A 20,010-nucleotide genomic window follows, 5' to 3' on the forward strand; every position below is an offset into this window, starting at 1 on the left:
ATTTTGAAGCCATTATGCAATAATAAATTTTAACTTAACTCTGTCAGGTAAGGAGGTTTTTATGGGAATGACGATTTCAGAAAAAATTCTTGCTGAGCATGCAGGAAAAAAAGAAGTTTCTGCTGGAGAGATAATAAATGCAAAGGTTGACCTTGTTCTTGCAAATGATATTACAGCACCAATTGCTATAAAAGAGTTTGAAAAACTTGGTGTAAAAGATGTATTTGATAAAGAAAAAATCGCTCTGGTGCCAGACCATTTTACTCCTCAAAAGGATATAAAAGCTGCAGAGCAGTGCAAAATACTTAGAGAGTTTGCATATAAATACAAAATAAAACATTACTTTGAAATCGGAAGAGTTGGTATTGAGCATGCTCTTTTACCTGAAGAGGGAATTGTGCTTCCTGGAGACCTTGTAATTGGAGCAGACAGCCACACTTGCACATATGGAGCACTGGGTGCTTTTGCCACAGGCGTTGGTTCAACTGATGCAGCTATAGCTATGGCAACAGGTGAATGCTGGTTTAAAGTTCCTGAAACAATAAAATTCATATACTATGGAAAACTTCAGCCATGGGTAGGTGGAAAAGATTTAATTCTATATACAATTGGAGACATAGGAGTTGATGGAGCATCCTATATGGCAATGGAATTCAGTGGTGAAGTGATTGATAAACTTCCAATGTCTGGAAGGTTTACAATGTGTAACATGGCAATTGAAGCAGGTGCAAAGGCTGGAATTATTGTGCCTGATAAAATTACAGAGGAATATGTAAAAGAGCGAGCAAAAAGAGCTTATAAAATTTATACTTCAGACTCAGATGCCAAATATGCAGAGACAAAGGAATATGATTGCTCAAAGATTCCACCAATGGTTGCTTGTCCTCATCTTCCATCAAATGTAAAACCAGCAAAGGAACTCACTCATATAAAAATTGATCAGGTTGTTATTGGTTCCTGCACAAATGGAAGGCTTGAAGATTTAAGGGAAGCTGCAACAGTACTCAGAGGAAGAAAAGTGCATCCTCAGGTAAGAATGATAATAATACCGGCAACTCAAAAAATTTACATGGAAGCTTTGAAAGAGGGATTAATAGAAATATTTATTGATGCTCAGGCGGTTGTGTCTCCTCCTACTTGTGGACCCTGCCTTGGAGGACATATGGGAATTCTTGCAAAAGGAGAAAGAGCAATAGCTACCACAAACAGAAACTTTGTAGGAAGAATGGGACATCCTGAAAGTGAGGTTTATTTAAGCTCTCCCGCAGTGGCTGCAGCAAGTGGAGTGCTTGGAAGAATTGGAACACCAGAGGAATTAGGATTGTAGATGGGTTAAAATTTTTTCTTCAAGCTTATGCATTTTCTTTGCTTCATAGGCTGAACTTTCATGGTCATAGCCTATTAGATGAAGGATGCCATGGATAAGAATTCTATTAAGTTCCTGCGAAAATTTAACACTATATTGCTTTGCTTGATATGAGACTTTTTCAGGCTCAACTATGATTTCTCCGAGAAACAGACTGCCTGAAGGCTCTTTCTCTAAATAAGAAAAAGATAGAACATCAGTGGTAGAACTTTTACCCCTGTATTTAAAATTAAGCTCCTTCATTTTTCTGTTTCCCACAACTATTATTGAAATTGTCAGAGAAGCTGAATTTTTTTCTATTATTTTGAACAAGTTTTTATTTTTACTGTCATATAAAAACTTGAAAATTTTTTGAGTGCTCTGCTTTAGCTTTTTTGTTGAAATCTTAAATTTTCTCTGCCTGTTGATAACTTCAACAATAACTCTCATACAGTCTTTTTTTTCATAGGTTCTGGATAGGAAATTCTTCTGTGGAATATTCCTGTAAGGATATATTCAAACTTCTTTTTTATCTCGCTTAGGTCTTTTAAAGTAATTTCACATTCATCAAGCTGTGCATCAAGAAATATGTTTTTTATTATTTTATCTACAAGCCCTGAAATTCTCGCTGGAGTTGGATCATCAAGAGTTCTTGAGGCTGCTTCAACTGCATCGGCAAGCATTACTAAGGCTGCCAGTTTTGTTTGCGGTTTTGGTCCTGGATATCTATAGTCCTGTTCTTGTGGTGGAGATTCCATCTCTTTTAAAGCCTTTTGATAAAAATATGTAACCAGAGCAGTTCCATGATGTTGCTGGATTACATCTTTTATAATTTCAGGTAAATTATACTCTTCTGCAAGCTCAACTCCGTCTTTTACATGGGAAATTATGATCATGCTACTTAAATGGGGATTAAGTTTTTCATGTTTGCTTATACATCCTGTCTGATTCTCCACAAAATACTCTGGCATTCTTATTTTGCCTATATCATGGTAATAAGAAGCGACTTTTGCCAGCAAAGGATTAACTCCCGCAACTTCACTTGCAGCCTCTGCAAGAGAGCCAACTATCATACTGTGATGATAAGTTCCAGGTGCTTCAACTGAAAGTTTTTTCATCAATGGATGGTCAATATCAAGCAACTCAATAAGACTCAAAGGAGTGGTTACATTAAAAAATCTTTCTATAGCAGGCAGGCAAAGAAAACACAGCGCTGACACTGTTAATCCATTGATAACTGAAAAAACTGAGGAAAAATAAACTGAAGAAAAACTAAAATCTCTCATTATAAGAAGAATAGCAATTGAACTAACTATATTAGCCACTGATATATAAATACCCGCATTTATTATGTCTGTTCTTTTTTTACATCTAAGAAGACTGAATGCTCCAATAAGACATCCAATAAAAACATAAAGAGGTATTAAAGAAAATTTAAACCATATTGCAGACATGAGGCTAAGAATCAGAGAAAAGGTTATAGCAGTATGAAAGTCAAATATTAATACTACCAGTGTAGGTCCTATGGCAAAGGGTATTCCGAAGGTGTGGATAACCATACCATCAACACCCAATCCTCTGGAAAATACTGAAAATATATGGTCAAATATTCTTGCAGAAATCAATGTAAAAATCATAAGAGCTGCAAGCAAAGCCTTCATCTTCTTTTTCTTAAGATAAGCAGGTTTGTATCTGAGAAGGTCTCTATAGAAAAAAACAATGAGGAGGAAAATAACAATAAAACTTCCTATAAAAGCAGTTCCTGATTGAAAATCATGAAGTAAAAAAGCATTTAAAGCTGACAGAACAATAACAAAAAGCAATACATCTTTTTCAATAAACTTCTTCTTTTTTCCATTTTTAGAAGATTTAAATTTCTCAATAAATTTTCTCAAGTAAGACCTATTTGGAGTAACAGGCTTAAGTTGAGGATTGTCTTTCATGCTTTTCATAGGCTCTTATTATTTCCTGAACAAGTCTATGTCTTACCACATCTTTTTCAGTAAAATATATGATCTTTATTCCTTCTATGTCTTTCAAAATCTTCAATGCTTCTACCAGTCCAGATACTTTCTGAGGTGGAAGATCTATCTGAGTAATATCTCCTGTTATCACAGTTTTTGAACCAAAGCCAAGCCTTGTAAGATACATCTTCATCTGCTCTGTTGTTGTATTTTGAGCTTCATCAAGAATAATAAAAGAATCATTAAGGGTTCTGCCTCTCATAAATGCAAGAGGTGCTATTTCAATTGCACCTTTTTCAATGAGTTTTGATGCTCTGTCAAGATCAAGCATATCATAAAGAGCATCATATAGGGGCCTTAGATAAGGGCTTACCTTTTCTTCAATTGCTCCAGGTAAAAATCCCAGTTTCTCTCCTGCTTCAACAGCTGGTCTTACAAGCACTATTCTTGATACTTGCCTTGTAAGCAAAAAATGAATTGCCATTGCCATAGCAAGATAAGTTTTTCCTGTTCCAGCAGGTCCTATTCCAAAGACAATATCATATTTGAGCATTGCTTCCATATATTCTTTTTGAGTTGGCGTTTTCGGAATAATAACTCTCTTTTTAGAGGGAACAGGAATTCCGCCTTTGAAAAGAGTTATTATTGACACAGGCTTACCTTCTTTAAGTCCCTGAAGAGAATGCATGATGTCTTCTGGTTTAACTATATAACCTTCTCTGTTAACAGCTCTTATATCTTCTATTATTTTTTCAGCTCTTTCAATATCCCCTTCATTTTCACCTTGAATAATAAGTTTGTTTCCTCTGATGCTTAAAGTAACATTCAATGCATCTTCTATAAGTGTGAATATTTTGTCCAGACCTCCATGAATGAAGGGATATTCTCTTTCCTCGTCAAGCTCTAATATGCGTGCTATGATTTGCCTCCTTTATAATCTATTTTAAGTATGAAATTTTCAAATCCTCTAAAATGCAATTCCTGTGAGACTTTTTTAGCCTGAGAAAATTTTCTGTATTTACCTATTCTCAACTTATACAAATCCTCTTTTATCATAAAGCTATCATATCCTGCTTCTTTAAGTCTTTTCTGTAAGTTTTGAATATTTACCATATCTGAAAAAGCACCAACCTGAATGGTATAAAAAATCTGTTTATGAGTTTTATGTTTAACTGGCTTTACAGGTTTTTCAAAATTTTGCGTTTTAACCTTTTGTTCTGAACTTTTAGTTTGACTCTTTGTCTCAGTCTGTTTAGTCTGCATGGTATTTTGTGCTATTTCAATCTCTGGTTTAACTTTATTTTTTTCATCACTTTGCTGAGCTTGTTCTTGTTTGATTTCACCTTTTTGTGTAGAAGCTTCCTGTTTATTTGCAAAAGCTGTTCCTACAGCTGTTGATAACACAGTTTTTTCAGAATCTTCTGTTCTGCTGATATACACTTCCTTTACAGGAGTTGTAATATAACCAATGGTATAACCAACCGCAATTCCAGCAAGAGCAATTCCGAATAATATGAAAAAAAAGATTTTTTTGTTTATCACTAAAAGTTCCTCACCTTTTTGTTTCATATGATTAACATAGCATCACCATAGGAAAAAAATCTATACCCTTTTTCTATGGCTTCCATGTATGCCTTTTTAACCTTCTCAGAGCTGCAAAAGGCATAAACCAATGCAAGAGGAGTTGACCTTGGTAAATGAAAGTTTGTAATTAATGCATCCACAATCTTAAAATTATACCCTGGATAAATAAAAATATCAGTCTTGCCTCTTATTTTATGCTCATCAGATCCCATATCTTCATACATTCCTGAAGCATAACCTTCCAATGCCCTTGTTGTTGTAGTGCCAACTGAAAAAATTTTTTTACCCCTTTTTTTAACTGAATATATTTCTTCTATTAAAGCTCTTTCCATTTCAAAATATTCAGACTCCATTTTATGTTCCTTTAAATTTTCCACTTTAATTGGCTTAAAAGTTCCCACACCCACATGAAGAGTTATTTCCCTTAATTTAACTTCTTTTTTTGCTATATTTTCAAGAAGTTCTTCTGTAAAATGAAGTCCTGCTGTAGGTGCAGCTATAGAGCCATTCGCCTTTGCATACACTGTTTGATAATGTTTTCTGTCAGACTCATCAGGCTGTCTTTTGATGTATGGTGGTAAAGGCATGAAACCTTTTTCATCTATAAGTTTTTTTACATCCTGAGGAGTCATCCTGAAAATAATCTGTTTTCCATCACAATTAGTTCTAATTTCAGCTTTAATTTCATCAATAAAAACTTCTCCTTCATATCTTCCCTTTGTCATTACTTCCCATACAACGTTCTGAGGTGAGGCTTCTTTTTGCCTGACCATAAGGATTTCTATTGTTCCTCCTGTTGGTTTTTTCCCGATAAGTCTTGCTGGAATAACTTTTGTATTGTTGATAATGAGCATATCACCTTCACAGAGATACTCTACAATCTCAGAAAAAATTTTATGCTCTATCTGTCCTGTCTGTTTATGAAGGACAAGAAGGCGGGCTTTGTCTCTTTCTGATAGAGGCTTCTGAGCAATTAAATCTTCTGGCAATGGATAATCAAGCTCAGTTATTTTCATTAATTGCGGTTATTTCTGTTTTAGGATAGAAATACTGAAGTATTTCTTTATAATTTTTTCCTTCCTCTGCCATCTGAAAAGCACACCACTGACACATCCCAACTCCATGACCGTATCCGCTTCCTTCAAAAACAACTCCATCCTCCTGCACTGTTATAGATTTAATCATTGTGCTCGGAATTGCTGTCCAGCGTAGAAGTCTTCTTAACTCAGTTGCTTTTATTGTTTTTTTGTTTTTTCCATCACTGAACTCAACTTCCTTTACCCTTCCAGTTGTAGTGTAACTTAATATTTTAATATCTGATATTTTCTCCATTGATAAAGCTTTTTTTAGAACATCAAAAGAAATCTTTTTTTCCCATATGGTATAGGGTGATGGTGTTGATGGAACCTCTACAGACTTTAAATAAGGATATTTTTTGCCAAAAACTTCTTCTGGCTCTTCAGTGCGTCCTACACTACAGGCATGATAAAAAGCCATTATAGGTTCACCCTGATAGGTAAGTACCTGCCCCTTTGTCTCATTAACAGCTTTTTCTACTTTCTCATTTCCTTCATCTTCTCTGTAAACCTGATGAAATACTGAAGATGTAACATCGTAAAAATTTCTCGTTCTGTTTCTGATAATATGTGCCACAGCATAAGTTCTTGCCAGAACAGCCTGAGCTTTAAGAGCTTCCTCTGGCCACTCAATCCCAACTTCTGATGCAACAACTCCTTTTACATAGTCTTCAAGCTGAACAACATTTATTAGAAAATATCCTTCAGAACCCTTCCATATCTCAATTTCGCCAGAATAAGTTGAACCATCTATAATTGTTTTTGCTGCCACTTTTTTTATTTTTTTTAAATCATTCAAAGTAGGTCTTCTATCTCCTATGAGCACTCTTATGTAAGAATTCTCATTTCTGTCCAATCCATAGAGCTGAACAGTAAAGAGCAAAGTAATCAGAATTGATAAAACTACTTCCCTCATGCTCATCTTTTACTTAAAAGGTAAAATATCAGACTAAGGATGATGCTTAAAAGTATTGATGTGCCAAGTGGAAAATAAAATACAAAGTTTCTTTTTTCAATTACAATATCGCCAGGAAGTCTACCAATAAAAGGAATTTTTCCTGCTAACATAAGAATTAAACCTATTACAACTGTTATTATTCCAACAAGAATTAAAAACTTTCCAATCTCATTCATAATCTATCCTCTTTAAATATCTTTCAGCCTCTGAATATATGCATCCACAATATTTTTGTCTGTAAAGTTCAAGTTCTAATGCAGTTTTCATTGCCTTTCTAAATCCGTCTCTGAAGTCTTCAGCAATAAAATTAATGCCGAATTCTTTGCCTGATTCATTCCCGACTTTTATTATTTTATCAAATTTTTGATATGGACTTACCAGCAAAGTGGTTGTAAAGTTTTCAATTCCTGATTCTCTGGCTTTTTGAGCCGTTCTTTCAAGTCTTATTCTGTAACATATTTCGCATCTTTCTTTTTCTTTTCCTGCCACAGCCCTTAAGAATTTGTAAAATTCCTTGTAATTGTCGTCATAATTTACTTTCAGACTCCAGAGTTGCTCAAGCTTTTTTAAGGAATCCATTCTTGCTCTGTATTCAGTGTATGGATGAATATTGGGATTATACCAGTATAGAGTTATCTCAAATCCCTTGTTTGTAAGAACTTCTATGGGATAAATAGCGCAATTGCTGCAACATGTATGAAGAAGTATTTTCATTAGAACAATCTCTCAGGAATCTTCTTTTTCAAAACCTCATACGCAAGAGGAGTAGCCACTCTACCCCTCGCTGTTCTCTCAATAAAGCCTTCCTGCATTAAATAGGGTTCGTAAACATCTTCAATTGTGTCCTTATCCTCTCTGAGAGAAGCTGCAATTGACTCTATACCAGCAGGACCACCATTGAATTTTTCAATTATTGTTAATAGAATTTTTCTGTCCATCTCATCAAGTCCATAATTATCAACATCCATTGCAGCAAGAGCCTGTCTTGCTATGCTTAAATCTATTATTTCTTTATCCTGAACCTGTGCAAAATCTCTTATTCTCTTAAGGAGTCTGTTTGCCACTCTCGGAGTTCCACGAGACCTTCTTGCAATCTCTATTGCCGCATCTTCATGTATGGAAATTCCCAGGATTTTCGCTGATCTTTTTACAATTTCTTTAAGCTCCTCATGATTGTAAAACTCAAGTCTGAATACAACCCCAAATCTGTCTCTTAAAGGAGATGTAATCAAGCCTGTCCTTGTCGTAGCTCCAATAAGTGTAAATCTCGGAAGATTTATCTTTATTGAGCGAGCAGAGGGTCCCTGACCAACAATTATATCAAGAGTGAAATCTTCCATAGCAGGATAAAGAATTTCCTCAACAACTCTGGGAAGCCTGTGAATCTCATCAATAAATAAAATGTCTCTGTCAGAGAGATTTGTAAGAATTGCCGCAACATCCCCTGCTCTTTCAAGAACAGGACCTGATGTGCTTTTAATGTTAACACCCAGCTCATTTGCTATCACTGAGGCAAGAGTTGTTTTCCCAAGTCCTGGAGGACCACAGAAAAGAACATGATCAAGAGGTTCCTGCCTTATGAGAGCAGCCTTGATAAAAACTTCAATATTGTCTTTGATTTTTTTCTGACCTATAAATTCCTTTAATGTTCTTGGTCTGAGTGTTATATCTAATATTTCATTATTTTCCATCTTTCCCTGCTAAGATACTTAAAGACTCTCTGATTATTGTTGCTTCATCTTTTTCTTTATCATAAATTTTATCAAGAACTTCCTTTGCCTGTAACCTCTTATATCCAAGATTTATCAAAGCTGATAAAACATCTTCATATTTCTGGTCTTTTTCATATTTTAAAGAAGGCAAAACTCCTTTCAGTTCAAGAAAGATTCGCTGAGCAGTTTTTTTACCAATTCCTGGAATCTTGCTCAGTGATTTTATGTCTTCCTGCTCAACTGCTTTATAAAGAGTTTCTCTATCATATGTTGAAAGAATATTTATTGCCATTTTTGGACCAATACCAGAAATTTTTATTAATTCTTCAAAGAGATCTCTTTCAGAGCTATCTAAAAATCCGTAAACCTCTATAAGCTCCTCCTTTAAAATCAAAGAAGTATAAATCTTAACTTCTTCGCCTGTGTTGATGTATCTGGCAATTCTAATTGGGATTTTTACTGAGTAACCAACACCGCCTGTTTGAATAACAACTCTGTCAGGTTTAACTGTAACAGCCTTACCTTTTATAAAGTCAAGCATTTATTTATTTTAACACTTTTAAAAGCTTTCTTGAATGAATATGGCATATTGCCACAGCCAGAGCATCAGCACAGTCATAGGAAATTTTTTTATCAATATTCAATAAATTATAAACCATGCTTTTAACCTGAATTTTATGAGCCCTTCCATATCCAGTAAGAGCTTTTTTTATTTCTGTAGAACTGTATTCGTAAACGCAAATATTTTTTTGAGCTGCCACTAAAAAGGCTATTGCTCTTGTATATCCAAGAATAAAAGAAGAAGGAATTTTTTTACCTGCAAATATTTTCTCTACCGCCATCTCATAGGGATTGTATTTTTCAATCACCTGTAATAAAGATTCATAGATAAACTTAAGCCTTTCTGGCAGGCTTACATTGTGAGAAATATTTATAGTATCAGCATTAATTAATCTCATATGATTAAACTTTGAATTTTGAACTTTGAACTTTGAATTTTGAATTACTCCGGGGTCAGCTGAAGCATCCACTATTCCATAGCCAAAATGTCTGCTCCCAGGATCAATGCCTATGACTATCATTATTTCACTTTCTTTTTAGTTGCTGGAAGCTCAAATAGTATATCTTCCACAAGTTCGCACAGAATGTGCCCAAGTGTAATATGGGTTTCCTGAATTCTTGGAGTATCCTCTGATGGAACTGCAAAGGCATAATCAACTTTTGAAATCAGTTTTTCACCTCTTATGCTTGTAAAGGCTATTGTCTTAAGCCCTCTTTTCTTAGCTACCTCCACTGCTTTAATAACATTCCTTGATGAACCAGATGTGCTTATTCCAATTGCAATATCTCCTGAGTTTCCCAGTGCTTTAATCTGCCTTGCAAAAATCTCAGAATAATCATAATCATTAGCTATTGCTGTAATAACAGCTATGTCTGTATTTAAAGCAATTGCAGGAAGTCCTGGTCTTTCTCTTTTAAATCTATTAACAAACTCTGCAGCAATATGAGAGGCATCTGTAGCACTTCCGCCATTGCCAAAGATTAAAATTTTACTGCCTTCATTGAGAGTTTTTGCAATAATTTCTGCAACCTCTTTAATCAGATTAATATTTTCTTTGAAAAATTGCTCCTTAATCTTAATTGAATCTTCATAGGCTTTTCTTATTTTTTCTTCTATCTGCATTTATTCTTCCTCCTTAAAACATGGATAGAGTTTGTCATATGTTACAAGAATATGCTCTGGAACTACCCGCACATCCTCAAGTATTGTCATAAATCCTACATCTCCTGCCCATCTGGGAACAATGTGCCAGTGAAGATGCTCATCAATACTGGCAGAGGCAACCACTCCTATATTGAGCCCTATATTAAATCCATCTGGATGCATTACCTTTCTGAGACATTTCAGGCATTTAACTGTAAGGATCATACACTCTGTGAGTTCATATGTGTTAAGTTCCTCAAGAGTGTGCACATGTCTGTAAGGAACCACCATAAGATGTCCTGAACTGTATGGATATTTATTCATAATAATAAAAGAAAGCTTGCCTCTATAAAGAATCAGGTTATCTCTGTCTCTGTCTTCTTTTGGTTTTTCACAGAATATACATCCTTTTTCTTTTTGTCCCAGGATATATTCAATTCTCCATGGTGCCCATAAAACCTTCATTTAAGCCTCCTTAAAGCTTGCTGTGCATCTTGCCACGTGAGCCATTTATCTTTTCTGTTTCTAAGTAAATAGGCTGGATGAAACGTAGGAATAACAGGAATTTGATTGTAAAAGAAAACTTTTCCTCTTATTCTGGATATATGGAAATCCTTTAGTTTTCCATGCATACCCATTAATGTATATGTTGCTACTCTGCCAAGACACATAATAACTTGAGGAGAAACTATCTCTATCTCTCTTTTTAAATAATCAAAACACGCGCATATCTCACTTTCAAAAGGGTCTCTATTCATTGGAGGATGACACTTTACAGTATTGGTTATATAAACATCCTGTCTTTTAAAGCCCATCTTTTCTATCAGACTTGTTAAAAGTTTACCTGCCTCACCAACAAAAGGGCTTCCCTGCAAATCTTCATCAACACCTGGAGCTTCACCGACAAACATTAGTTTTGCATTAATGCTACCTTCTCCACATACAGGATTTTTTCTTGAGTTGCTCAAAGGACATTTTTTACACTGTCTGATTTCTTCATTCAGTTCCTGAATTGATAACTGCCCGTGTTTTGAAGATTCATCGCAGTTTGCTACCTCGGAAAACCGGCACAATAATGACTGAACAAACTGCTCTGGTAGATCTTTAAATCCCAAAGTTTTATAAAAATTCAGGATATTAATGATATTGTCTATCTTTCGCCCCATCTCAGCTTTTCTCTTAAAACCCTGAAATAATCTCTACCAGGGGGTGCAATAAGATAGGTTTTTTCATCAGCTATTCTGCATCTAACTTTATCATTTTTCTGCAAAGGGAATCCAATCTGTCCATCCACTGTTAAAAATATGTCTTTAACGTGGGAAGAAATCACCACATCAATTACAAAATCATCTGGCAGAACAATAGGTCTAACAGTCAATGTATGAGGGCATATTGTAGTGAATACCAAACCTTTTAATGTGGGATAAAGAATAGGACCTCCTGCTGAGAGATTATAGGCTGTTGAACCTGTTGGTGTAGAAATTATAATTCCATCAGCCTTTATTGTGGAAACATATACATTGTTTATAATCAAACCAAAATCTGAAATCTTTGCCATTATACCCTTACCAATTACAATGTCATTAAGTCCCAGATATTCACTGACTATTTGTTCATCCCTCAGAATTTGAGCATTTATCATGCTTCTTTCTTCTATATCATAATTTCCTGAAAATATCTGTTCCAAAGAGTCAAATAGATCAGTTCTTGGAATCTCTGTTATGAATCCAAGCTTTCCCATATTTATTCCGATTATGGGAATTTTTTTTCCTCCAATAAGTCTGGAAGCACTGAGCATTGTTCCATCTCCACCAAGAACAACCACTGCATCAGAACTCTGAATTGCCATTATCTCAGAATGATTAAAGCTTGAAAAAACTCCAACAGAATGGAAAACTATGCATTCAATTCCTTTATTTTTCAGCCAATCCTGAACTTGAATAGCTATTTCTATGGCTGAATTATCATTTTCTTTGTAAAGAATTGAAAGTTTCTTAAACATTTAGATCTCCATCTCAAAAACTCTTGTTGTCTCATCAACTAAATCTATTTTAATCTTTAAAGTATTTTCAGGCAATTCATTGAGTCTTTCTGCCCACTCTATCACACAGGTATAACTCTCAAAGTATTCCCATAAATCAATATCTTCATTTTTTACATTGTCAAGCCTGTAAAGGTCAATATGACAGAAGCCTGCTTCTGAATAATTTGAAACTATTACAAAACTTGAACTTGCTATATCTTTTTCATCTATACCAAAGGCTGAAGCAATCCCTTTTGTTAGAATGGTTTTGCCAGCTCCCATTTCACCATAAAGAGCTATGACTTTTATGCCCTGTTTTTGTGCAAAACTTCCGAGCATTTTACCCAAGACTTTTGTTTCTCTCTCTGAATAAGTAAAAATCCTCATTTTTTCAGACTCTTGTAGATAAAAAGGGCAATTCCTATGCTTATAGCTGAATCAGCCACATTAAAAGCTGGCCAGTGAAGATTTTTCAGATGAAGATCTATGAAATCTATAACATGACCATAAATTAGCCTGTCAATAATATTTCCTGTAGCTCCTGCAATTATAAGTGAGTAAATCAACCAGTTTTTAGGATCCTTGAAATACATATAAACAAGAAAGACTGTGGCACATAAAGCTATCACAATAAAAAATTCCGCACCTAAGAATTTGAACATTCCAAAAGCTGTTCCTGTGTTTTCAACATAAACAAGATTTAAAAAAGGTAAAAGCTTAATTACTCCTTTGGGAGATAGAAACTTAATAGCAAGATATTTTGTAAGTTGATCAAGGAAAAGAACAAAAAAAATCAAAATAAATGATTTATGAATTTTTAAGGACATGATAACATCTTGGACATACATCAGGAATTTCAAGCTTTCCAACCATGGTAGAATAATTCCAGCAACGCTGACATTTAGCTCCTTCAGCCTTTTCTATTGTAACAGTAAATTCACTGCCCTGGGAGTCTAAATTCAGTTGAACCTGAGAAACAATAAATAAAGTCGGCAAAAAATCATAATAGGGTTCTAAAAAACTCTTTAGGTTTTCATTAACAGAAAGCACTACCTTTGCTTCAAGAGAGTTTCCTATAAATTTTTCCTGCCTTTTTATCTCCAGTGCTTTATTAACTTCGTCCCTTATCTCAATCAGCTTTTCCCACCTGAGTTGAAGCTCTTCATCTATAAAATTTTCCAGAACTTCTGGCATTTTTTCTAAAAATACACTTTCTGTTTTCCTGAAAGGAAGATGTTGCCATGCTTCTTCTGCTGTAAATGAAAGAATTGGAGCAATTAATTTAATTAAAGATTCAGCAATGTTGTATAACACCCATTGGGCTGCTCTTCTTTCCGGTGAATCAGATTTAAAGGTATAAAGTCTGTCTTTTAAAATATCAAGATAAAAGGCACTCATATCTGTAACACAGAAGTTATGAACTGCATGGAAAACCTGATGAAATTCAAAATTTTCATAGGCAAGCATAACTTTTTTAATTAGTTTTTGAAGCCTCATCATTGCCCATCTGTCTATCTCAAGAAGACATTCTGAATAATCTTTACCATCATAGTCATAGATATTTCCAAGAAGATATCTCAATGTGTTTCTTATTTTTCTGTAAGCCTCTGTAAGTCTTTGAAGAATTTCCTGGGAAAGTTTTATGTCATCTCTGTAATCTTCTGCTGAAACCCACAGTCTTACAATATCAGCTCCATTACTTTTTATAATCTCCTGTGGAGCTATTACATTCCCAAGAGATTTAGACATTTTTCTTCCCTGTCCATCAACTGTAAATCCGTGAGTAAGAACAATCTTATAAGGTGCTCTTCCTTTGCTTCCCAGTGAAGCTATTAATGAACTCTGAAACCATCCTCTGTGCTGATCACTTCCTTCAAGATACATATCAGCAGGCCAGCTTAGCCTCGGGTCTTTCTCAAGAACTGCTGCATGACTTACTCCAGAGTCAAACCATACATCAAGAATATCTTTTTCTTTTTGAAAATCCTTTGAACCGCATTCTGGACAGCTATACTCTGGAAGCAAATCTTCAAGGTTGAGTTTAAACCATACATCAGAGCCTTCCATTTCAACAAGATTACAAATTTTATCAAATAACTTTTCATCATTTACTATGTGTCCACATTTCTTACAGACAAATAATGTAATCGGCACACCCCATGCTCTCTGACGGGAAAGGCACCAGTCTGGTCTTCTCTCAACCATTGAAAAGATTCTATCTCTACCCCATGAAGGAATCCATCTTACTTTGTCTATTTCCTCCAAAGCCCTCTTACGAAGCTCTCTATGATTCATTGAAATAAACCACTGCGTTGTTGCCCTGAAAATAATTGGTTTTTTACATCTCCAGCAATGAGGATAAGAATGAGTGATGCTACCCTGCCAGAGTAATGAGCCATTTTCCTTCATATGCTCTATTATTGCCCTGTTTGCTTTAAAAACATTTTCACCAGCAAAATAAGGAACATCCTCTGTGAATCTTCCTCTATCATCAACAGGTGCATAAATATCAAGTCCATATTTTAAACCAACCTCATAGTCCTCTTCACCATGCCCTGGTGCAATATGAACAACTCCTGTGCCTTCTCCTATTTCAACAAAATCAGCAACTACTACCTTTGAAACCCTATCTATGAAAGGATGTTTAGCCTTTATTCCCTCAAGCTCTTTACCCTTAATCTCAAACAGAGGTGTTTCATCTATTTCAACTTTGTCTTTTAAATTCCTGATAGCTTCCTTCACAACTATGATCACACCTTTTGAAGTTTTTACTCCCACATAATCAAAATCTGGATGAACTGCCAGAGCAAGATTTGCAGGCAAAGTCCATGGAGTTGTTGTCCATATCACAATGTATAATGGCAAATCTTTAACTGGCAATTTCTCTTTATCAATAACTTCAAATGTTACAAATATTGAAGGAGACTCTTTCTCAGCATACTCAACTTCTGCATCAGCCAGTGCTGTCACACAGGAAGGACACCAGTAAACAGGCTTTTTACCACGATAAACATAGCCATTTTTAACAAAAGTAAGAAATTCTCTTACAATTATAGCTTCATAGTCATTAGACATGGTTATGTAAGGTGTGTCCCAGTAACCAAAAACTCCAAGACGAATAAACTCATCCCTTTGAATATTTATAAATTTCTCAGCATATTCTCTGCATAGTTGACGTTTTTTTAAAATATCAATGTTTTCTTTTTCTTTTCCCAGGGATTTATCTACTTGTAGCTCAATTGGTAGTCCATGACAATCCCAGCCTGGAACAAAGGGACAGTACTGCCCAAGCATTGAATGATATTTAACAATTATGTCTTTGAGAATTTTGTTCAAAGCATGCCCGATATGAATATGACCATTGGCATAGGGAGGACCATCATGAAGAATGAAACATTTTCCTCCAGATGCCCTGTTTTTGTCCTGAAGTTTTTCATATATTCTGTTTTCTTTCCAGAATTTTAAAATTGCAGGTTCCCTTTCAGCAAGATTCGCCTTCATAGGGAATCCTGTCTGAGGTAAATTAAGAGTATTTTTGTAATCCTGAGACATAAATTAAAGAATACCACAATATTTTACCAAAATTCAAACATCCCGATTGCCTCTTTTAAAATCCTTAAATTGCCGATAGAAATAAAAACATTGTTTTACCTATAATAGAGAGTGTGATATAATATTTCTTTATGTATTACATCGGAATTGACATAGGTGGCACTAACATTAAAATTGGAGTAATTTCAAAAGATTGGGAAATTATAAAAATATGTAAATTCCCGACTGGCAATAATCCAATGGAAATAATTATTGATGAAGTAGACAGAATTATTGATGAATTTACTGTGCTTGGCATAGGAGTGGGTGTAGCAGGTCTGGTAGATATTGAAGGCAATGTAATTAAAGCATCTAATATCCCATTTTTCAATAATTATCCCTTAGGTAGAGAATTAAAAAACAGGTATAATGTGGAAGTAAAGATAGACAATGATGCAAATGTGGCAACAGTTGCAGAAGCCATGTTTGGAGAAGGTAAAGGTATTGAAAATTTTATTCTTCTTACGCTTGGAACAGGAATTGGCGGTGGTTTATGGTTAAATGGTAAAATTGCTCAGTTTCCAATGGAAGTTGGACATATGAGTATTGATTATAAAGGAAAATCCTGTAGTTGTGGTGGCATAGGATGTCTTGAAATTTATGCTTCAGCCAGAGCAATAAAAGACAACTTTATAGAAAAACTTGAAAATGGTGAAGAAAGTTATATTAAAGAAATTTATGAAGGAAATTTTTATAAAGCATCTTCCTCAGACATATATAAAGCAGCAATGGAAGGTGACACTGTTTGTAGAAATGTGCTCAAAGAAGCAGGTAAAGCTCTTGGTGCTGGAATGGCAAATTTAATAAATATTTTTGCTCCAGAAAAAATCATTTTAACCGGAGGACTTTCACAGGCAGTAAACATTTATATTGAAACAGCCATTCAGGAAGCTCAAAAAAGAGCAATGAAAGGACTTGCCAAATCAGTTAAAATAACTTCATCTACACTATTAGACAATGGTGGAGTTTTGGGAGCTGTCTTAGTTCTGAGAAATCAATGAAAAAAATAAGGAACTTTTCAATAATTGCCCATATAGATCACGGTAAATCAACCCTTGCTGACAGACTTCTTGAGTTTACAGGAGCTGTCAATCTTGGCGGAAAAATGGGACAAATCCTTGATTCAATGGATCTTGAAAGGGAAAGAGGCATTACTATTAAAGCCCATGCAGTTAGACTGAATTATAAAGCTGAGGATGGTGAAACTTATATTTTGAATCTTATTGATACTCCTGGACATGTAGATTTTTCCTATGAAGTATCCCGTTCATTAGCCTGCTGTGAGGGAAGTCTTCTCGTAGTTGATGCAACACAGGGAGTGGAAGCTCAAACTGTTGCAAATGCCTATCTTGCAATAGAGCACAATCATGAAATAATTCCTGTAATAAATAAAATTGACCTTCCTCAGGCAGACCCAGAGAGAGTCAAAAAACAAATAGAAGAAATTCTTGGAATAGACAGTTCAGAGGCAATACTGGCTTCTGCAAAAGAAGGAGTTGGAACTAAAGAAATTCTTGAAGTAGTTGTAAAGAAAATTCCTCCTCCAAAAGGAGATCCACAGGCTCCTCTCAGAGCAATGATATTTGACTCATGGTTTGATAACTACTTAGGAGTTATTATTCTTGTGAGAGTTTTTGATGGAACAATAAAACCAGGAATGAAAATAAAATTGATGGCAACAAAAAAAGAATATGAAGTTCAAAGACTTGGTATTCTTACTCCTTTCCCAAAAGACATACAGCAACTTTCAGCAGGTGAAGTGGGATTCATTGTTGCTGGAATTAAAAACATTTCTGATACAAAAATAGGAGATACAGTCACTCTTGTAGAGGCTCCTACAAATGAACCCTTACCAGGTTTTAAAGAAGTAAAACCAATGGTATTTTGCGGACTTTATCCAGTAGAAACCAATCAATATGAAGAATTGAAATCAGCACTTGAGAAATTGAGACTAAATGATTCTTCATTTTTCTTTGAACCTGAAACATCAGCAGCTCTTGGATTTGGCTTCAGATGCGGATTTTTAGGCTTGCTTCACATGGAGATAATAAAAGAGCGGCTTGAAAGAGAGTTTAATCTCTCTCTTATAAGTACAGCACCAACAGTTAGATATAAAATTGTTGATAAAAAGGGTGAGCATCTTATTGATAATCCCAGTAAGATGCCAAAAATTTATGAAAGAATTGAAGAACCCTTTATGAAAGTCTCTATAATTGTTCCTGAAGAATTTGTAGGAGAAATTTTAAAGCTATGTCAAGAAAGAAGAGGAATTCAGAAAGAGTTTTCCTATATCACAAAGGACAGAATTCTTCTTGTTTATGAAATGCCATTGAATGAAATTTTATGGGATTTTTATGATAAACTTAAATCTCTTTCTAAGGGCTATGCCTCAATGGATTATGAACTAATCGGATACAGAGCCTCTGAACTTGTAAAACTTGACATACTCATAAATGGAGAACAGGTAGATGCTCTGTCAGTCATTGTTCACAAAGATAAGGCTTACTATAAAGCTCGAGCAATAGCACAAAAATTAAGAAGCGTAATTCCCAGACAGCTCTTTGAGGTGGTAATTCAGGCTGCCATTGGTGGAAAAATTATAGCAAGGGAAAGTATTGCTCCGCTCAGAAAAAATGTTTTAGCAAAATGTTATGGAGGTGATGTGACGAGAAAGAAAAAACTTCTTGAAAAACAGAAAGAAGGGAAAAAAAGAATGAAGCAAATTGGACGAGTTGAAATACCACAGGAAGCATTTCTCTCAGTTTTAAAAGTTGAATAGGAGGAAGAATGACTGCTAAAAAAATTCTTGAATACATAAAAAGTATAGGTATTGCCATATTAATTGCGCTTTTTATAAGAGCTTACATTGTTCAGGCTTTTAAAATACCATCAGGTTCAATGATTCCAACACTTTTGATAGGAGATCATCTTCTGGTAAACAAGTTTATTTACGGAGTTCATCCACCTTTTTCAGATAAAAGAGTTCTTGTTTTTGAAAAACCAAAAAGAGGAGACATTATAGTTTTTAAATATCCTGAAGATCCGAGCAGAGATTTTATAAAAAGAGTTATAGGCATTGAAGGAGATGTGGTAGAAATAAAAAATAAAAAGGTTTTTGTTAATGGAGTTGAGCTTAAAGAACCATATGCAAGATACACTGATTCATACATTCATCCAAGAGAGCTTGATCCCCGAGACAATTTTGGACCTGTAAAAGTTCCAAAGGGAAAATTCTTTGTAATGGGAGATAACCGAGACCAAAGCTATGATAGCCGTTTCTGGGGATTTGTTGACCTGAAGGATGTAAAAGGTAAGGCACTTATTATATACTGGTCATGGGATAATGAAAATCATAAACCAAGACTTGAAAGAATTGGTAAAATTATAAAGTAATGTTTACTGGAATAATTGTTGAACTTGGAAAAGTTTATGAAATTCAAAAGCTTGCTCATGGAGCAAGATTAAAAATATATTCCAAAAATTTAATAAAAAGTTCCCAGATTGGCGACAGTATATCTGTTAATGGAGTATGCCTTACAGTTTGTGAAATAGATAAATCAAAAAGTGTAATTTCTTTTGATGTCTCTCATGAAACACTTCAGAAAACAACTCTTGGTGAACTAAAAAAAGATGATCCTGTTAACTTAGAGCCTGCCATTACTCTTAATACACCTCTTGGTGGACATCTTGTAAGCGGACATGTGGAAGGAATAGGAAAAATAAAAAAAATTGAAAAAATAGGGAATGATCTAAAAATAGAAATTGATGCTCCTCAAGAAATTCTCAGATATTGCATAAAAAAAGGCTCTATTGCTGTTGATGGAGTAAGTCTTACAATTGTTGATTTATATTCAAACTCCTTTACAGTTGTGCTCATTCCTCACACTGCAAGAATGACCACATTGGGATTTAAAAAAATTGGAAGCTCTGTTAACCTTGAATCTGATATAATTGCAAAATATGTAGAAAAATTTGTAAATCAATCAAAAGATATTAAAGAAAAACAGCTTCTTGAAAAACTTAAGGATTATGATTATATTTAAGGAGTTGAG

Annotated in this window: 23 protein-coding genes; 5 read left to right on the top strand and 18 right to left on the bottom strand. The window is 34.7% G+C overall.

The features are described 5' to 3' along the window. Positions 1–61 precede the first annotated feature (61 nt). The gene (gene leuC, locus ACYQ3X_RS03910) at positions 62–1,327 is read left to right on the top strand and encodes a 3-isopropylmalate dehydratase large subunit (protein WP_460180521.1); all 1,266 of its coding nucleotides are present in this window, start codon (positions 62–64) and stop codon (positions 1,325–1,327) included. Here the strand turns inward: leuC and ybeY are convergent. From ybeY to ileS, 18 genes are read right to left on the bottom strand one after another with little or no spacing between them, the layout of a single operon-like run. Next, positions 1,316–1,795, bottom strand: a complete 480-nt coding sequence (gene ybeY, locus ACYQ3X_RS03915; RefSeq protein WP_460180522.1) for an rRNA maturation RNase YbeY — start codon at positions 1,793–1,795, stop codon at positions 1,316–1,318. The genes leuC and ybeY overlap by 12 nt on opposite strands. Next, positions 1,792–3,297, bottom strand: a complete 1,506-nt coding sequence (locus tag ACYQ3X_RS03920; RefSeq protein WP_460180523.1) for an HD family phosphohydrolase — start codon at positions 3,295–3,297, stop codon at positions 1,792–1,794. The genes ybeY and ACYQ3X_RS03920 overlap by 4 nt, the downstream gene beginning before the upstream one ends. Then, positions 3,266–4,171: a PhoH family protein gene (locus ACYQ3X_RS03925; RefSeq protein WP_460181686.1), complete on the bottom strand. Its 906-nt coding sequence runs from the start codon at positions 4,169–4,171 to the stop codon at positions 3,266–3,268. Before ACYQ3X_RS03925 ends, ACYQ3X_RS03920 begins: the two co-directional genes overlap by 32 nt. Before the next feature lie 53 nt (positions 4,172–4,224). Then, positions 4,225–4,878 carry an SPOR domain-containing protein gene (locus tag ACYQ3X_RS03930; protein WP_460180524.1) on the bottom strand — a complete coding sequence of 218 codons (654 nt, stop codon included), beginning with the start codon at positions 4,876–4,878 and terminating at the stop codon, positions 4,225–4,227. Further along, on the bottom strand, positions 4,875–5,909 hold the full coding sequence (queA, locus tag ACYQ3X_RS03935; RefSeq protein ID WP_460180525.1) for a tRNA preQ1(34) S-adenosylmethionine ribosyltransferase-isomerase QueA: 1,035 nt from the start codon (positions 5,907–5,909) through the stop codon (positions 4,875–4,877). The genes ACYQ3X_RS03930 and queA overlap by 4 nt, the downstream gene beginning before the upstream one ends. Next, entirely contained in the window at positions 5,896–6,885 is a 990-nt protein-coding gene (locus tag ACYQ3X_RS03940) for a SpoIID/LytB domain-containing protein (protein ID WP_460180526.1), read from the bottom strand. The genes queA and ACYQ3X_RS03940 overlap by 14 nt, the downstream gene beginning before the upstream one ends. Before the next feature lie 2 nt (positions 6,886–6,887). After that, a complete protein-coding gene (locus ACYQ3X_RS03945; RefSeq protein WP_353686936.1) occupies positions 6,888–7,103 on the bottom strand; it encodes a DUF2905 domain-containing protein in 216 nt (71 codons plus the stop codon). Further along, positions 7,096–7,641 (bottom strand): epoxyqueuosine reductase QueH, encoded by a 546-nt coding sequence (locus ACYQ3X_RS03950; RefSeq protein WP_460180527.1) that lies wholly within the window; start codon positions 7,639–7,641, stop codon positions 7,096–7,098. The genes ACYQ3X_RS03945 and ACYQ3X_RS03950 overlap by 8 nt, the downstream gene beginning before the upstream one ends. Continuing rightward, positions 7,641–8,618, bottom strand: a complete 978-nt coding sequence (ruvB, locus tag ACYQ3X_RS03955) for a Holliday junction branch migration DNA helicase RuvB (RefSeq protein WP_460180528.1) — start codon at positions 8,616–8,618, stop codon at positions 7,641–7,643. Before ruvB ends, ACYQ3X_RS03950 begins: the two co-directional genes overlap by 1 nt. Further along, a complete protein-coding gene (gene ruvA / locus ACYQ3X_RS03960; RefSeq protein ID WP_460180529.1) occupies positions 8,608–9,180 on the bottom strand; it encodes a Holliday junction branch migration protein RuvA in 573 nt (190 codons plus the stop codon). Before ruvA ends, ruvB begins: the two co-directional genes overlap by 11 nt. Before the next feature lie 4 nt (positions 9,181–9,184). Continuing rightward, positions 9,185–9,721, bottom strand: a complete 537-nt coding sequence (gene ruvC / locus ACYQ3X_RS03965) for a crossover junction endodeoxyribonuclease RuvC (protein ID WP_460180530.1) — start codon at positions 9,719–9,721, stop codon at positions 9,185–9,187. Then, the gene (locus ACYQ3X_RS03970; RefSeq protein WP_460180531.1) at positions 9,721–10,323 is read right to left on the bottom strand and encodes a D-sedoheptulose-7-phosphate isomerase; all 603 of its coding nucleotides are present in this window, start codon (positions 10,321–10,323) and stop codon (positions 9,721–9,723) included. Before ACYQ3X_RS03970 ends, ruvC begins: the two co-directional genes overlap by 1 nt. After that, on the bottom strand, positions 10,324–10,809 hold the full coding sequence (locus ACYQ3X_RS03975; protein WP_460180532.1) for an HIT family protein: 486 nt from the start codon (positions 10,807–10,809) through the stop codon (positions 10,324–10,326). Then, on the bottom strand, positions 10,806–11,510 hold the full coding sequence (locus tag ACYQ3X_RS03980; RefSeq protein ID WP_460180533.1) for a uracil-DNA glycosylase: 705 nt from the start codon (positions 11,508–11,510) through the stop codon (positions 10,806–10,808). The genes ACYQ3X_RS03975 and ACYQ3X_RS03980 overlap by 4 nt, the downstream gene beginning before the upstream one ends. Further along, positions 11,495–12,346: an NAD(+)/NADH kinase gene (locus ACYQ3X_RS03985; RefSeq protein WP_460180534.1), complete on the bottom strand. Its 852-nt coding sequence runs from the start codon at positions 12,344–12,346 to the stop codon at positions 11,495–11,497. The genes ACYQ3X_RS03980 and ACYQ3X_RS03985 overlap by 16 nt, the downstream gene beginning before the upstream one ends. Beyond that, a complete protein-coding gene (gene tsaE, locus ACYQ3X_RS03990; protein ID WP_460180535.1) occupies positions 12,347–12,754 on the bottom strand; it encodes a tRNA (adenosine(37)-N6)-threonylcarbamoyltransferase complex ATPase subunit type 1 TsaE in 408 nt (135 codons plus the stop codon). It abuts the gene before it with no gap. After that, on the bottom strand, positions 12,751–13,194 hold the full coding sequence (lspA, locus tag ACYQ3X_RS03995) for a signal peptidase II (protein WP_460180536.1): 444 nt from the start codon (positions 13,192–13,194) through the stop codon (positions 12,751–12,753). Before lspA ends, tsaE begins: the two co-directional genes overlap by 4 nt. After that, complete coding sequence (gene ileS, locus ACYQ3X_RS04000) at positions 13,175–15,868, bottom strand: isoleucine--tRNA ligase (RefSeq protein ID WP_460180537.1); 2,694 nt, start codon at positions 15,866–15,868, stop codon at positions 13,175–13,177. The genes lspA and ileS overlap by 20 nt, the downstream gene beginning before the upstream one ends. Before the next feature lie 182 nt (positions 15,869–16,050). Here ileS and ACYQ3X_RS04005 point away from each other — a divergent pair, with 182 nt between their 5' ends. From ACYQ3X_RS04005 to ACYQ3X_RS04020, 4 genes are read left to right on the top strand one after another with little or no spacing between them, the layout of a single operon-like run. Further along, on the top strand, positions 16,051–16,959 hold the full coding sequence (locus tag ACYQ3X_RS04005) for an ROK family protein (protein ID WP_460180538.1): 909 nt from the start codon (positions 16,051–16,053) through the stop codon (positions 16,957–16,959). Next, positions 16,956–18,737 (top strand): translation elongation factor 4, encoded by a 1,782-nt coding sequence (lepA, locus tag ACYQ3X_RS04010; RefSeq protein ID WP_460180539.1) that lies wholly within the window; start codon positions 16,956–16,958, stop codon positions 18,735–18,737. The genes ACYQ3X_RS04005 and lepA overlap by 4 nt, the downstream gene beginning before the upstream one ends. Before the next feature lie 8 nt (positions 18,738–18,745). Beyond that, the gene (gene lepB / locus ACYQ3X_RS04015) at positions 18,746–19,351 is read left to right on the top strand and encodes a signal peptidase I (protein WP_460180540.1); all 606 of its coding nucleotides are present in this window, start codon (positions 18,746–18,748) and stop codon (positions 19,349–19,351) included. Beyond that, positions 19,351–20,001 (top strand): riboflavin synthase, encoded by a 651-nt coding sequence (locus ACYQ3X_RS04020; RefSeq protein WP_460180541.1) that lies wholly within the window; start codon positions 19,351–19,353, stop codon positions 19,999–20,001. The genes lepB and ACYQ3X_RS04020 overlap by 1 nt, the downstream gene beginning before the upstream one ends. Positions 20,002–20,010: the final 9 nt, after the last annotated feature.

The organism is Thermodesulfovibrio sp. TK110 (assembly GCF_054658355.1).